General features: G+C 73.7%; 13 protein-coding genes. 7 read left to right on the forward strand and 6 right to left on the reverse strand.

All coding sequences use genetic code 11. The annotated features are described in order from the left end of the window. The first annotated feature begins 17 nt into the window (after positions 1-17). The 3 genes from FH610_RS26445 to FH610_RS26455 all read left to right on the forward strand — a co-directional run bounded on the left by FH610_RS26445 (position 18) and on the right by FH610_RS26455 (position 2,898). Positions 18-755, forward strand: coding sequence for a class I SAM-dependent DNA methyltransferase (locus FH610_RS26445; protein ID WP_139577523.1), 738 nt, complete (start codon positions 18-20; stop codon positions 753-755). Next, complete coding sequence (locus FH610_RS26450; protein ID WP_139577524.1) at positions 755-1,762, forward strand: iron-containing redox enzyme family protein; 1,008 nt, start codon at positions 755-757, stop codon at positions 1,760-1,762. Before FH610_RS26445 ends, FH610_RS26450 begins: the two co-directional genes overlap by 1 nt. A gap of 92 nt (positions 1,763-1,854) precedes the next feature. Then, on the forward strand, positions 1,855-2,898 hold the full coding sequence (locus FH610_RS26455; protein WP_205826076.1) for a glycosyltransferase family 2 protein: 1,044 nt from the start codon (positions 1,855-1,857) through the stop codon (positions 2,896-2,898). On the opposite strand, the gene FH610_RS26460 is transcribed toward FH610_RS26455, so the two are convergent. Next, complete coding sequence (locus FH610_RS26460) at positions 2,847-3,089, reverse strand: CDGSH iron-sulfur domain-containing protein (protein ID WP_240809205.1); 243 nt, start codon at positions 3,087-3,089, stop codon at positions 2,847-2,849. The genes FH610_RS26455 and FH610_RS26460 overlap by 52 nt on opposite strands. A 55-nt stretch (positions 3,090-3,144) precedes the next feature. Continuing rightward, positions 3,145-3,573: a hypothetical protein gene (locus FH610_RS26465; RefSeq protein WP_139577526.1), complete on the reverse strand. Its 429-nt coding sequence runs from the start codon at positions 3,571-3,573 to the stop codon at positions 3,145-3,147. Between the two features lie 46 nt (positions 3,574-3,619). On the opposite strand from FH610_RS26465, the gene FH610_RS42960 reads away from it, so the two are divergent. Both FH610_RS42960 and FH610_RS26470 read left to right on the forward strand, forming a co-directional pair. Then, the gene (locus FH610_RS42960) at positions 3,620-3,763 is read left to right on the forward strand and encodes a hypothetical protein (RefSeq protein ID WP_161628082.1); all 144 of its coding nucleotides are present in this window, start codon (positions 3,620-3,622) and stop codon (positions 3,761-3,763) included. A gap of 240 nt (positions 3,764-4,003) precedes the next feature. Then, positions 4,004-4,534 carry a hypothetical protein gene (locus FH610_RS26470; RefSeq protein WP_139577527.1) on the forward strand — a complete coding sequence of 177 codons (531 nt, stop codon included), beginning with the start codon at positions 4,004-4,006 and terminating at the stop codon, positions 4,532-4,534. 828 nt (positions 4,535-5,362) lie between these two features. Here FH610_RS26470 and FH610_RS26475 read toward each other — a convergent pair. Genes FH610_RS26475 through FH610_RS26485 form a run of 3 tightly spaced genes read right to left on the reverse strand, consistent with a single transcriptional unit; the run spans position 5,363 to position 9,477 of the window. Continuing rightward, positions 5,363-6,115 (reverse strand): hypothetical protein, encoded by a 753-nt coding sequence (locus tag FH610_RS26475; RefSeq protein ID WP_139577528.1) that lies wholly within the window; start codon positions 6,113-6,115, stop codon positions 5,363-5,365. Further along, positions 6,115-7,095 carry a MinD/ParA family ATP-binding protein gene (locus FH610_RS26480; protein ID WP_139577529.1) on the reverse strand — a complete coding sequence of 327 codons (981 nt, stop codon included), beginning with the start codon at positions 7,093-7,095 and terminating at the stop codon, positions 6,115-6,117. Before FH610_RS26480 ends, FH610_RS26475 begins: the two co-directional genes overlap by 1 nt. 39 nt (positions 7,096-7,134) lie before the next feature. Continuing rightward, positions 7,135-9,477: a hypothetical protein gene (locus FH610_RS26485; RefSeq protein WP_139577530.1), complete on the reverse strand. Its 2,343-nt coding sequence runs from the start codon at positions 9,475-9,477 to the stop codon at positions 7,135-7,137. Positions 9,478-10,019: 542 nt separating this feature from the next. On the opposite strand from FH610_RS26485, the gene FH610_RS26490 reads away from it, so the two are divergent. Beyond that, on the forward strand, positions 10,020-11,333 hold the full coding sequence (locus FH610_RS26490; protein ID WP_240809206.1) for a cryptochrome/photolyase family protein: 1,314 nt from the start codon (positions 10,020-10,022) through the stop codon (positions 11,331-11,333). On the opposite strand, the gene FH610_RS44665 is transcribed toward FH610_RS26490, so the two are convergent. Beyond that, a complete protein-coding gene (locus tag FH610_RS44665; protein WP_240809207.1) occupies positions 11,294-12,214 on the reverse strand; it encodes a helix-turn-helix domain-containing protein in 921 nt (306 codons plus the stop codon). The two genes, FH610_RS26490 and FH610_RS44665, sit on opposite strands and share 40 nt — an antisense overlap. Before the next feature lie 130 nt (positions 12,215-12,344). Here FH610_RS44665 and FH610_RS26500 point away from each other — a divergent pair, with 130 nt between their 5' ends. After that, positions 12,345-13,157: an alpha/beta fold hydrolase gene (locus FH610_RS26500; protein ID WP_139577531.1), complete on the forward strand. Its 813-nt coding sequence runs from the start codon at positions 12,345-12,347 to the stop codon at positions 13,155-13,157.

The following is a 13,157-nucleotide window of genomic DNA, read 5'->3' on the forward strand; positions in this document are numbered from 1 at the left end:
CGTGTTGGGGGGAACGCATGGGGGAATTCGATGCGTCCGCGTACGGGCGGACGATCGCCGACGTCTACGACGAGATGGTGGAGCACCTGCCCACCGGTCCGGCGGTCGAGCGCGTCTTCCGGCTGGCCGAGGGAGGGCCGGTCCTGGAGTTCGGGATCGGCACCGGCAGGCTGGCGCTCCCTCTCGCCGCCCGCGGCCTGGCCGTGGCGGGTGTCGACGGGTCGCCCGACATGGTGGCGGTCCTTCGCGACAAGCCCGGCGGTGACCGCATTCCGGTCACGCTGGGCGACTTCTCCGAGGTCCGGGTCGAGGGGCGGTTCGCGCTCGTCCTGCTGGCCTTCAACACCGTCTTCGCGCTGCCCTCCCAGGACGCCCAGGTGCGGTGCTTCCACAACGCGGCGGCCCATCTGCGGCCCGGGGGGCGCTTCGTGATCGAGGCGTGGGTGCCGGACCCCGCGGCCTTCCGCGACCGGACGTCGCTGCGGCTGCTGTCGCTCGGCGAGGACGAGGTCGTCGTCGAGGCCGCCCGGCTGAGTCCGGCCGAGCAGTTCATGCACACCACGAAACTGCGGATGACCGCGGACGGCCTGCGGTTGCTGCCGGCCGACCACCGCTACGCCTGGCCGTGCGAGCTGGACCTCATGGCCCGCCTCGCGGGGATGGCGCGGGAGCACCGATGGGCCGACTGGTCCGGCGCCCCTTTCACGGACGACAGCCGCGCCCACGTGTCCGTCTACCGCCTGCTGGAGAGCTGATGCAGTTGCCCGCGCCCAGAGGCCCGCTCACCGACCGGCTCTTCGCGGAGCTGGCCCGGCCGCCTCACGCTTTCGGCCCGCCGCCCGCCGACCCGTACGGCGACTCGTGCGGCGACGAGGAGGACGCCCAGCTCGCGCTGTTCGTCTGTTACGAGCTGCACTACCAGGGCTTCGACGGCGTCGACGACCGCTGGGAGTGGAACCCGTCGGTGCTGGCCCTGCGGGAGCGCCTGGAGACGTGGTTCGAGGGGTGGCTGGCCCGGCGCGTGTCCCGCCCGCCCGCTCCGCCGCCGCGGGAGGTGCCCCGGGCCCTGGCGGCGCTGGTGGCGTCCGACGACGGCCCCTCCCTGTCGGCGTACCTGCGTGGAAGAGGCGACGCCGCACAGTTCCGCGAGTTCGTGGTCCACCGGTCGATCTACCAGCTCAAGGAGGCCGACCCCCACACGTGGGGCATCCCACGCCTGCTCGGGCGGCCGAAGGCCGCGCTGGTGGAGATCCAGTCCGACGAGTACGGCGGGGGCAGGCCGGAGCGCATGCACGCCGAGCTGTTCCGCGCGACCATGCGGGGGCTCGGCCTCGACGACTCCTACGGCGCCTACCTGGGCGGCGTCCCCGGCGTGACGCTCGCGATCAGCAACGTCATGTCGCTGTTCGGGCTGCACCGCCATCACCGGGGCGCGCTCCTCGGGCACCTCGCGGCGTTCGAGATGACCTCGTCGCTCCCCAACCGCCGCTACAGCCAGGGCCTGCGGCGGCTGGGCGGCGACGCCGGCGCGCGCCGCTACTACGACGAGCACGTGCAGGCCGACGCCGTACACGAGCAGATCGCCGCGCACGACATGTGCGGCGCGTTCGCCGCGGAACACCCCGGCCTGACCGGCGACATCCTGTACGGCGCCGCCTGCGCGCTGACCCTCGACCGGCTCTTCGCGGAGCATCTGCTGGGCCGCTGGCGGGAGGGGCGCACCTCCCTGTGGCGGGCCGACGCCGAGGTGTCGATGCGATGACCACGCGCGGCCGCCGCCCGCCCGGGTCAGGCCCTGTCACAGAATGGGGCCCTGTCCCAGAGTCGGGCCCTGTCACAGCGGAGATCGACTACGTGCTGCCGCTGCGCTGGCACGACGACGCCGGGCTCGCGGAGCTGACCGGCTACCTGCGCGGCCTGTCCCGGCACGTCCGGATCGTGGTGGTCGACGGCTCGCCACCCCCGCTGTTCGAAGGGCACGCGCGCCTGTGGCGCGGCATCGCCGAGCACGTGCGGCCCGACGACGACCTGACCGTCGCGAACGGCAAGGTGGCGGGCGTGCTCACCGGCATGCGCCGCGCCCGGGGCGAGCACGTCGTCATCGCCGACGACGACGTGCGTTACGACCCGGGCGCGCTCGCCCGGGTCCACGCGCTGCTCGACCACGCCGACCTCGTCCGCCCGCAAAATCACTTCCACCCGCTCCCCTGGCACGCCCGCTGGGACAGCGCCCGCACCCTGCTCAACCGCGGCCTCGGGGCGGACTATCCGGGGACCTTCGGCGTACGTCGCTCGACGTTCGAGAAGATGGGCGGCTACGACGGCGACGTGCTGTTCGAGAACCTGGAACTCATCCGCACGGTCCGTGCCCACGGCGGCCGGGAGGTCCGCCCGCTCGACCTGTACGTGCGGCGCCTGCCGCCCGGCACCCGCCGGTTCTGGTCCCAGCGGGTCCGGCAGGCGTACGACGACCTGGCGCAACCCGCGCGGATGGCGGTCTTCCTCGCCGTCCTCCCCTGCGTGGGCGCGGCTTTGTGGCGACGCCGGCCGGAGTTGATCGCGGCAGGCGCGGTGGCGGCGGTCGGCCTGGCGGAGATCGGACGCCGCCGCGCCGGAGGCCGCCGGATCTTCCCCGCCGCGGCCAGCCTGTTCGCGCCGATCTGGGTGCTCGAACGGGCCACCTGCAGCTGGGCGGCCCTGGCCGCCAGGTTCGCGCTCGGCGGCGTGCCGTACGCGGGGCGCCGCCTGCGGGTCGCCGCGCACTCGACGCGCCGGCTCCGCCGCCGGGCACTTCAGACGCCCGTCCCTTCCGGATCGGGCGTCGCCGGGCGGTGGTCGGGGCTTCGTCAGCCCGGCGGATCGGGCTCGCTCGTCGCGCGGAAGCCGGCCGCCTTGTGAGAGCCGTCGCAGAACGGCTTGGTCGAGGACCGGCCGCAGCGGCACAGCGCCACCGTGGCCCTGCCCGGATCGATGCGCCGCCCGTCCTGCGTCATGAGCGCGAACGGCCCGCGCACCAGCAGCGGGCCGTCCTCGCAGGGCGTCACCGTGACCGCCGTCACCGTGGCCGGGTCCTCCGCCATGTGCTCCATGCGGTGCAACCTGCCCGGGACGGTGACGGCATAACAGGTGGTCAGCGGCGCACGGTCAGTCCCATCTCGCGCAGTGGGCGGAGGGGCTGAAGGCCCAGCATCCGGCCCGGCCCGCGTCCGGTTCCTCCGCCGCGAGTGCGAACCCGGCGAACGGCGCGCTGAACGCGCCGGGGACGCCCGACGGGCTGGGCACGCCCGACTTCACGCTCGGCGGGGCGAAGGCCCACCGCGGCGTCGCCGTGCCGCCCGTCCGCCCGCCGCCCGAGAACTCGTGGGAGTGCCCGGCCGTACGGCTCCGCCAGGGCGCCAGGCTCCAGCAGCCGGCCGTGCCGTCGTCCCCGCATCGATCATGCGCCTGGGCGACCAGTGGCGGCAGCGGCAGATATCCCGGGATCGCGATCGGCGCGGTCGGCGGCTGTCCGACCGCGGGAGGCGGCGCCGCCGCGGACCGGCCGGTGAGCGACGGCGCGGGAATCTCCCACACCGCGCTGCCCGGGGATGTCGGGAGGGCCGTGGGAACCCTGGGAACTGTGGGAACCGTGGGAGACGTGGGCGTCACGGGCGGAAGGGCCGTCCGCGTCGGCGTCGCCGTACCGCCCGCCTGCGGGACGGCGGGCGGAGTGGCGGCGGGAAGCGCGGTCGAGGTGGCGGTCGCGCTCGGCTTGGGCTCCTGAGGCTGCTGCTGCGTCGGCTTGTGCGTCGGTCTGTCGCTCGCCGTCGGCTTGGCGGTGGGTTTGTCTGTGGGCTTGCCCGTCGGCTTGGCGGTGGGTTTGTCTGTCGGCTTGCCCGTCGGCTTGTCTGTGGGCTTGCCCGTCGGCTTGGCGGTGGGTTTGTCTGTCGGCTTGCCCGTCGGCTTGTCTGTGGGCTTGCCCGAGGGCTTGTCTGTCGGCTTGCCCGTCGGCTTCCCAGTGGCCGTGGGGCTCGGTTGGGGGTTCGCCGTGGAGCCCGGGCCGGGCGAGACGCTCACCGAGACGGTCGCGTGCGGGGTGGCCTGCGGCGCCGCCGTCGAGGCGGGCCCGTTGCCTTGTGTGGCCGCGGTCGCGCCGCTCGCGGCCGGTGCGGGAGTCGCCGTCGAGGCGGGCCCGCTGCTCGCGGTCGGCGCGGGCGCCCCCTTACCGGTCTGGCCGGAGGTGGCGGTGGCAGCGCCGCCGGCCGTCGGCTTCGGAGCCGACGCGGCGCCCTGCCCGCCGTTCGGCGCCGGCTTCCCCTGCCCGACCGGCGCGGCCAGGGCCTTCGTCATGGGGCCGCTGCTCGCGGTGGGGACGGGCCCCTGTGGAGCTGATGGCGAGGGGACGGGCGGCGTCGCCGTGCCACCGGGCGTGTCTGGCGACGGAGTTGCCGGTGGCGGCGGAGCGGAGCCCTCGACGCGCCCGTCGCCGCCCGCGTGGCGCGACGTGCCGATCCGCCGGTCGCCGCTGCTACCGCCGGACCCGTGGCGGACGTAAGCACGAGAGTCGCGAGCCGTCTGGTCGCCCGTGACGCGGCTCCGAGCATCACGGTCCTGATCACGCGACTCGTCGGCCGTCCGGTCTCCGGTGGGGGTGCCTTTCGATCCGGCGCCCACGGCGACGCCGGACGACCCGGAAGACGGTCCCGCGGACTCGTGTGACTTCCCTGACGGGCCATCGGGACTGCCGGACGAGCCTCCAGAGGCACCGGAACCGGCCTTATCCGCCGCTTGCGGGTCAGGCGCGGCGTCGCCCGCTGCCTTCGCGGTGTCATCGGACTGGTTCGAGGCGCCGGGCGAGGAGTCGTCGTGCGTAGAAGCGGACGAACCACCCGGGCCGCCCGGCGAGTCCTGCGCCGTATCCGACGCACCGCCGGAACCGCCCGAGGAGTCGTGGGCCGTGCCGGACGAGCCTCCAGAGGCACCGGAACCGGCCTTGTCCGCCGCCTGCGGGTCAGGCGCGGCGTCGCCGGCTGCCTTCGCGGGGCCGTCCTGCGGGCTGTTGCCCGCGTCGGCGCTCGCGCCGTCGGCCTCGCCGGCCGAACCGCCCGAGCCGGCCGAGCCGCCGGAACCGCCCGACGCGGAATCAGACGCCGAATCAGACGAGGACGACGAGGCGTTGCCGGGCTCGTCGGAGGTGGGCGCGGCCAGGGGGGCGGCGCCTTCTATCGGTGGGGGGGCGTCCAGGCCGGGCTCGGCCACGGCGGCCCAGGGCTGCGCGACGACGGCGCCGCCGGTCGCGGATACCGCGGCCAGGAGCAGGCCGGAGACCAGGGTGGCGCGCCGGGAGGACATTCGGGGGGTCATTGAGGGGCTCTTCCTCGATCTAGGGAGTGGGCCGGGGACCGATGAGGGACTTCCAGCCCGCCGCGGCGAACTCGGGCGTCCCTGGGAGAGCGGCTGCGGGCACGGACGGGGGCGTCGGGTCGGGGATGTTCACCCAGTCGCCCTTGTTCGCACCGCGCATATCGGGTTTCCACGCCATCAGCAGGCTCATGGCGTAGGGGCTGGAGTAGACGGGGCCGGTGGCACCGGCGCCCGTGGTCGCCGTCACCTGCACCAGGACGGAGACCTGCACCTGGTCCTCGGAGCGGACCTTCCACTGGACGCCGATCGTCTGCGTCCGCAGGGCCGCCCCGGCGGGGAGTTCGCCTTCGGAGGGAAGGCCGAGGGTCTCCCGCCAGCCGCGTACGGCGTCGCGAGCACCCTGGCGTGCCGCCTCACGCTGGTCCGGCGGGGCGTACAGCGCGGCCGCCTGTTCCGCCTGGCCGACGTCGAGCGTCCAGGCGGCCTCCAGGGCGGCGGCCGCGGCGGACGCCGCCCCGATCTCGCTGTGGGGGAAGCCGACGGGATAGCCTCCGTCGCCCTCGTGACCGGTCGGCGCCGCCAGCCCGACGGACGGCGCGACGACGCGCGCCGGCGTGGACGGCGCCTCGGCGTGCCGGGTCTGCAGCACGATCACCGCGACGGCGACGACGGTGACGACCCCCGCGATGGCGACGATCAGGTGCCGGGGATCCCACCGTCGCGGCGGTCCCAGGTCCCAGTCGAGCGCCGGATCGGGGATGACCGGTCCCACTACTTGCTCCGGTCCGGCCGCTGTGAGAACGCCTGCCCGGCAGCCGCGGCGAGGCGCAGGTACGCGCCGCGGGTGGTGGGCCGCAGCCGGGACAGGTCGACCTCGGCGCCCTCCTTGAGATGCGGGTCGAACGGCACCCGCACCACCGCGCGGCAGCGTCCGGCGAAGTGGCGTTCGAGCAGGTCGACGTCCACGTGCGACTTCGGCTCGACCGCGTTCAGCACGACGATGGCGTTCTTGACGAGGTGGCCGTGGCCGTGGGCGGTGAGCCAGTCGAGGGTCGCGGCGGCCGAGCTCGCGCCGTCCACGGCGACCATGGTGACCAGCACGATCTGGTCGGCGAGCTCCAGCGTGGCGCCCATGGCGCCGTGCAGGAGCCCGGTGCCGCAGTCGGTGATGCAGATCGAGTAGTAGCGCTCGATCAGATTGGCGACCGTACGGTAGTCCTCGGCGTTGAACGCCTCGCTGACGGCCGGGTCGGTGTCGGACGCGAGCACCTCCAGCCGGGCGGACGACTGCGAGGTGAACGCGCGGGCGTCGGCGTACCGGACGATGTGCGGCGCCTCGGCCAGCAGAGTCCGGATCGTCGCCGCGGTCTCCGACTTGACCTTGATGCCGAGCGTCCCCCTGTCGGGGTTGGCGTCGATGGCGATCACCCGGTCGCCGCGCAGCGAGGCCAGCGTGTTGCCCAGCGCCGCCGTCGTCGTGGTCTTCCCCACCCCGCCTTTCAGGCTCATGACCGCGATCCTGTGGTGACCGCTGGCGACGGGCGTCTGGGCCTGGGCGATCAGTGTGCGCCGTTCCAGCTCCGCCGCCGACTCCGAGGGGATGATCCGCCCGCCGGAGAGCTGGTAGACGAGCCGCCGCCATCCGCCGGTGGGCTCTATGCGGCGGTTGGTCAACAGGTGTTCTGCCGTGAGAGGCACGCTCTCCGGGAACTGCTCGGCAGGAGTGGGCACCGAAGTGTGAATCTCGGTCATGGGGGTCCTTTCACCGAGGACGGGAGGAAACGGGGGCGGTCAGCAGGTGCTCCATCGCACGGTGGCGGTGCCTTTGCCCTTCGGGGCGTGCAGTTCGAGCGGTGCCGTCACGGGCGAGGGGACCCCGCACCAGTAGCGGACGCGCATCGCGCGCACGGTGAGCACGTCGGTGTGCCCGGGCTTGAGCGTTCCACTGGACGGCTCGACCACCAGGCCGGGAGCCGATATCCGCCATTTCACGGGTTTTCCGGAGGTCGTCGAGAGAGTGAGGGTTCCCCTCCCGAACGCGTCGAGTGTGACGACGGACGGCGCCTGCACACCCCAGGCGCCCATCAGGAAGGCGCCGGGAGATGCGGGGGCGTCCGGAGCGGTGCCGCGTCCATCAGGCCGCGTGGCACCCCCGCCTGCGGCGCCCCCGGCCGCGGTGCCGTGTTGCCCGCCGGACTGCGCGGCGCCCCCGGCCGCGGTGCTCTGTCCGCCAGGCTGCGCGGCGCCCCCGGCCCCCGCGGCGGTCGCGGTCACCGTGGCCCGCGGCGTGCCCGAGGCCGTACTCGTGGCGCGCTCGCCCACCGCCGCACCACCCGCCGTGGTGCCGCCGGTCGCCGCCCCGTCTGTCGCTGCGCCGTCCGTCTGGCCGGTCGCCAAGGGGTTCGCGCCCGTTCCCGCCGGATCGGCGGACGCCTGCGCGACGCTCGCCTCCAGCGATCCCTTCTGGGACTGGGGGGCAGGAGCGAAGAGGTTGATTCCCGTCACGGTCCCCGCCGCACCCGCGATCACGACGATGACGATCCGTAAGGCGGTCGCCCGGAGCAGCGAGCCGACCCGGGCCAGGACCTCGACGATCCTGATCTGCGCACCGGCGAGCGGCCTGTGGGTGAGGTCCACCTCCCCCGCCGTGTCGGCGACGTCGGTGACATCGGCGACGTGGGCGGGGGCGGGAACCGCCTCGGCGGCGTGCGCCAGGGCCTCCCTGGCCCTGATCTGCGAGAGCAGCGCGTTGTAGAGAGGCGTGTCCTGCCCCGGCGGGAGCGCGGCGCCCTCTCCGGAAGCCGGGTGCGCCCCCCGCGCCGGTCCGACCGGCCCGGCCGGACCGGCCGGACCTGGCGAGCCCGACCCCCGCGACCCGGGTGAGCCGGGTGAGCCGGTCGCGCCCCGCGACCCGGGTGAGCCGGTCGCGCCCGACGGCCCGGGGAACGGGTTGGGCCGTTGCGCGCCGCGTGACTTCAACGTCCCCGGCGACCACGGCAGGCTCGGCTGGGTGTCCTCCTGCGAGATGGCCCGCACCGGGCGCTCCGGCAGCTCGGGCCCGGCACCGGCCGCAGTCTCAGCCCCAGTGCCGGCCACCTTGTTGGCCACAGGGTTCGCCACTGTGTTCGTCACAGGGCCGGCAGGACGCGGCGCCTCCGGCTGCGCGGGCGGGATGAGGCGGCCGGGTCTCGTGTCCTCCCGGGACGGCGGGCGGAGCTCCTCACTGGACACGGCCGGCGACAGGCCGGAATCGGGCGGCACCGACGGCGGAGCGGCCGGAGACGACACGGGGAACGCCGGTGCGGGGGCGGCAGGAGCGTGCGGCTTGTGCACGGGAGCGGTGTCCACGGGAGCGGACAGCGGCATGCCGAACGACGAGGGAGGCCGGTGCCCCGTCCGCTCCGCCGGAGCGGGCCGGTCCCTGTTCAGGGCGTCCAGGAGTCGTTGCCTGGTCTCGGGCGTGAGGTCGGCAACCGGAGGGCGGGAGAGGATCTGCGGAACGGTGTATCGGATGTTGATGGGCCGCTTGCACACCACGCACGTCACGATGTGGCGGAGCAGCGCCGTACGGGCGGCGCCGAAGTCGGCCGCCTCGCCGTGCTCGTCCGGGAAGACGGCGGCGGCCAGCGGCGCGATCTCCGGACAGATCGGCCGGCCCCGGGCGAGGCCGTCCAGTCCGCTCACGAGGATCTCCACCACGTCCTGGGTACGCGCGATTAGCCTGCCGGCCTCCTTCAGCGGCAGGGCGAGCACGTACACGAGATCCCGAAGCGGGAGTTCGTGACGGTAGAGCAGGAGCAGCGTCTCCGCGCCCAGGGGGTCCGCCAGGCGCCACGCGCGCCGCACCGCGAGGTGGTCGGGCCCGCCGGGACCGGGCCCGGGCAGGAACCCCCGCCCCGGGCCGGTGGCGACCTCACGGCGCAGCGCGGACAGCAGCCAGGCCCGGTCTGAAACGTTCCCGGGCCGTTCGCGGGCGGCACACGACTCCAGCGCGGCGATCACCGCCGCGAGCATGGGGCCGGACTCGAGATGACCGGAGGCGTAGTCGACGAGGTGGGCGCCGTGCTCGTCCACCCATGCCATCCCCCGGCCGGGGTCGAGCGTCAGATCCCCGGCGGGCGGGTTCATGCGCACCGGATCGGGGTGAGGATGACGACGGCGTCATGTTCGGCCAGAGCATCCCTGCGACTTAGGCATCGCACTTGCCTAACAGGAAATCTTGATGCATACCGATACATAGAACGAGATCTTAGACTGACTGCGATGTGTTGGGAAGGAAAAGAACCAGAGAAATCCTGAGTTGAGGATAAGCCGCAAATAACACTGATATGGTCATCCGAAAGGGGCCCAGTCGCAGCACCGTTATCATCTCCCGACTTGTCTGGAGAAGTTGCGGATCATGCCCGCTCTCGCCGCCCCACAGGCCGGATGACCTGCTCTTTCATTCCGTTTTCACGCACGTGACCCACCCGGAGATGGACAGGTTTCCCTGCCCGCCTTTCGCCCGTCATCCGTCCGCCACATCCGATGTGAATAGCCTTCATATTTCCGGGGAATAACCAGCATTCCATGCTTTTTCGGCATTACAGCATGCGCACGACCGGTCTCGGCGTGAAGCAGCCTCCGCCGTACGACGAAACGATCTCCCGATTTACTCGGGAGCCGCAACCACCGGCGTGATCGACGGCGAAGAGGTACGCGTGGAGACCGTCGTCGTGCTGTTCAACCGGGACCTGCGAATTCATGATCACCCGGCGTTGTCCGAGGCGTGCGCCGTGGCCCGGCACGTCGTTCCGTTGTTCGTGTTCGACCCCGCGATCGGGGCCAGGCACCGCCGCGACTTCCTCCACGCGTCCCTCCACGACCTGCGGGCGTCCCTCCGCGCGCTCGGCGGGGACCTCGTCGTACGGCACGGCGACCCGGTGGCCCACGCCGTACGGGTCGCCGGGGAGGCGGCCGCGTCGGCGATCTGGGCGAGCGAGGACGTCAGCCCGCTGGCGCGGCGGCGGGAGCGGCGCCTGGCGGAGGAGTGCCGGGCCCACCGGTTGGAGTTCCGCCTCTTCCCCGGCGTGACCGTGGTGCCGCCCGGCGCGCTGCGACCCGGCAGCGGGAGCCACTACCGGGTCTTCTCGCCCTACTGGCGGGCCTGGTCGGCCACCGCGAGACGGCCGGTCCTCGGCGCGCCCCACCGCCTGTGCCTGCCGCCCGGCATCGATACGGGCCTCCTGTCCGAGACGTCCCCCGAGCCGTACGGGATCGTGCGGGGCGGGGAGAGCGAGGCGCGGCGACGGCTGGAGCGGTGGGTGGGCGAGGGCCTGGCCTCCTACGCCGAGACCCGCGACCTGATGGCGGGGCGCACCTCGATGCTCAGCGCCTACCTCCACTTCGGCTGCGTGTCGCCGTCGGAGGTGGTGGACCGCGCCTGCGAACGGCCGGGCGGCGAGGAGTACGTCAGGCAACTGTGCTGGCGCGACTTCCACTACCAGGTCGTCGACGCCTTCCCCGAGATGGGCCGGCGCGACTACCGGCCGAGGGACGTGGCATGGCGGCGCGACGAGGAGGCGGAGGCCGCCTGGCGGGAGGGCGTGACCGGGGTTCCGATCGTGGACGCGGGCATGCGCCAGCTTCGCGCCGAGGGCTGGATGCACAACCGGGTGCGCCTGGTCACCAGCTCCTATCTGACCAAGCGGCTCGGGATCGACTGGCGGGCCGGGCTGGAGCACTTCGCCGAGTGGCTGCTCGACGGCGACATGCCGAACAACTGCGGCAACTGGCAGTGGGTCGCGGGGACGGGCAACGACACCCGGCCCTACCGCACGCTCAACCCCCTGCGCCAGGCGAAGAGATTCGATCCGGAGGGGGAGTACGTGCGGCGCTACGTCCCCGAACTCGCGTCGCTGCCCGGCGACCTGGTCCACGAGCCGTGGAGGGTACGCGGCGGCGTGCCGGGCTACCCCTCCTCGCCCCTCGGTGGTGAGCTCAGGGCGTGACGGCCGCTGTGCCCGTCTCGCCAGCGGCTGGGCGGCATGCCGGTCTGGCGCTGGAAGAACGTGGTGAAGTTCGCCGGATCGTCGAAGCCCAGCCGCTGCGCGCACCGCGCGACGGACAGGTCGGTGTGGGCGAGCAGCCGCTTGGCTTCCAGCAGGATCCGCTGGTCGAGAAACTGTTTGGCGCCCACTCCGGCCGCCGCGCGGGTGGCCCGGGTGAGGGTGCGGGGCGTGTAGCCGAGCGTGCCCGCGTAGTCGGCCACGTGGTGCCGAGTGGCGAACGACTGTTCCACGGCGGCCCGGAACCGGCGGAACACCTCGTGCTCGGGGCCGTCGGAGCCCGGCGCGGAGCCCGTCTCGGCAACCACCCGCAGCACGAGCGCGGCGAGCAGATGGGCGAGGATCGGCGCCGACGACGGCCGGGGATCCGCCAGGGCGGCCGCGTGCTCCCGGCCCAGGTGGTCGGCGGCGGTCAGGCAGAGGGGCCAGGCGTCCTCGCCGGCCCGCCAGGCGGCAGGGGCGAAGACGTCGGCCGCGGCCTGCGCCGCGGGTCCCGACGCAGGAAGGACGCCCTGCTCGAACAGCACGAGAGACCCGTCGACCCGATCGACGTCGGTCCAGCGGTGCACCACGCCGGGACGGATCCACACGACGGTGCGTCCGCACAGCGGATGGTCCACGAAGTCCGCGGTGTGCCGGCCGCGCCCGGAGCGGATCAGGGCCAGGACGTGGAAGTCGGGACGCTGGGGGCCGGCCCGGCGGCGACCGGGGTCCATGCGCCGCAGCGCGTCGAAGCCGAGCACCTCGACGCCGAAGTCCGGTCCCGGCGCCGGGGCGTAGCGGAGCTGCCGGACACCGGGAAGCTGACCGTTTTCCACAAGCACCGAGCGCCTTTCGACCGGGATCTCCCCGGCCCGTCAGCCTAGCGTTCTCTCCGTACCCCTGCACGACAGAGGCGTCGGAGGGCGGGACGCACCGCTCGCGTACGCCTGCTCGTGCCATGGATCGGAGGACATGATGACGACGACTTTCACAACTCAGGACGTCCCGGTGAGGGGCGGCACGATCGAGGTGCGCCACCAGGGAGGCGGCACGCCGGCGGCGGTGTTCCTGCCCTACTGGGGCGGGTCGGCCGCGACCTGGGACGCGGTCGTGGAGCGGCTGCCGCGCGAACGCGGCACGGTCCGCTACGACCCGCGCGGGTGGGGCGCGTCACGGGGGCTGCCCGGCCCGTACGGCCTTGAGCAGCTCGCCGACGACCTGGCCGCCGTGGTGCGGGAGCTGCGCCTGGAACGATACGTGCTCGTCGGGCACTCCATGGGCGGCAAGATCGCCCAACTGGCCGCCGCCCGGCGTCCGGCCGGTCTGGCCGGTCTGGTGCTGGTCGCGCCCGCGCCCGCGGAGCCGCCCGCCACCGTCACGCCCGACTACAGGCGGTTCCTCGCCGGCGCCTACGACTCGGCGCAGACCGTCGAACAGGCCATCGACACCGCACTGACCGCCACCGCGATCCCCGGCGCGGTTCGCGAGGCGATCGTGCGCGACAGCCTGGCCGCCGACGACCCCGCGCGCCGGGAGTGGCCCCTCAACGGCATCGTCGCCGACATCACCGCCGCCGCGCGGGCTATCGAGGCTCCCGTGCTGGTGCTCGCCGGCGAACACGACCGGGTCGAGCCGCCGCAGATGCTCCGCGACCACCTGCTGCCCCACATCCCCCACGCGCGGTTGGACGTCGTCGCCGGGAGCGGGCACCTGCTGCCCGTGGAGGCGCCGGACGCGGTCGCCACGGCGGTGGACCGATTCGTCGCCGCCGTCGCCGAGGGCTGA

It is taken from the genome of Microbispora catharanthi (assembly GCF_006334915.2).
Classification (GTDB): domain Bacteria; phylum Actinomycetota; class Actinomycetes; order Streptosporangiales; family Streptosporangiaceae; genus Microbispora; species Microbispora catharanthi.

Excerpts from the sequence above, each read along its gene's own strand:
- FH610_RS26445 (WP_139577523.1), top strand. The coding sequence starts at position 18 with ATGGGGGAATTCGATGCGTCCGCGTACGGGCGGACGATCGCCGACGTC.
- FH610_RS26450 (WP_139577524.1), top strand. The coding sequence starts at position 755 with ATGCAGTTGCCCGCGCCCAGAGGCCCGCTCACCGACCGGCTCTTCGCG.
- FH610_RS26460 (WP_240809205.1), bottom strand. The coding sequence starts at position 3,089 with ATGGAGCACATGGCGGAGGACCCGGCCACGGTGACGGCGGTCACGGTG.
- FH610_RS26480 (WP_139577529.1), bottom strand. The coding sequence starts at position 7,095 with ATGACCGAGATTCACACTTCGGTGCCCACTCCTGCCGAGCAGTTCCCG.
- FH610_RS26500 (WP_139577531.1), top strand. The coding sequence starts at position 12,345 with ATGATGACGACGACTTTCACAACTCAGGACGTCCCGGTGAGGGGCGGC.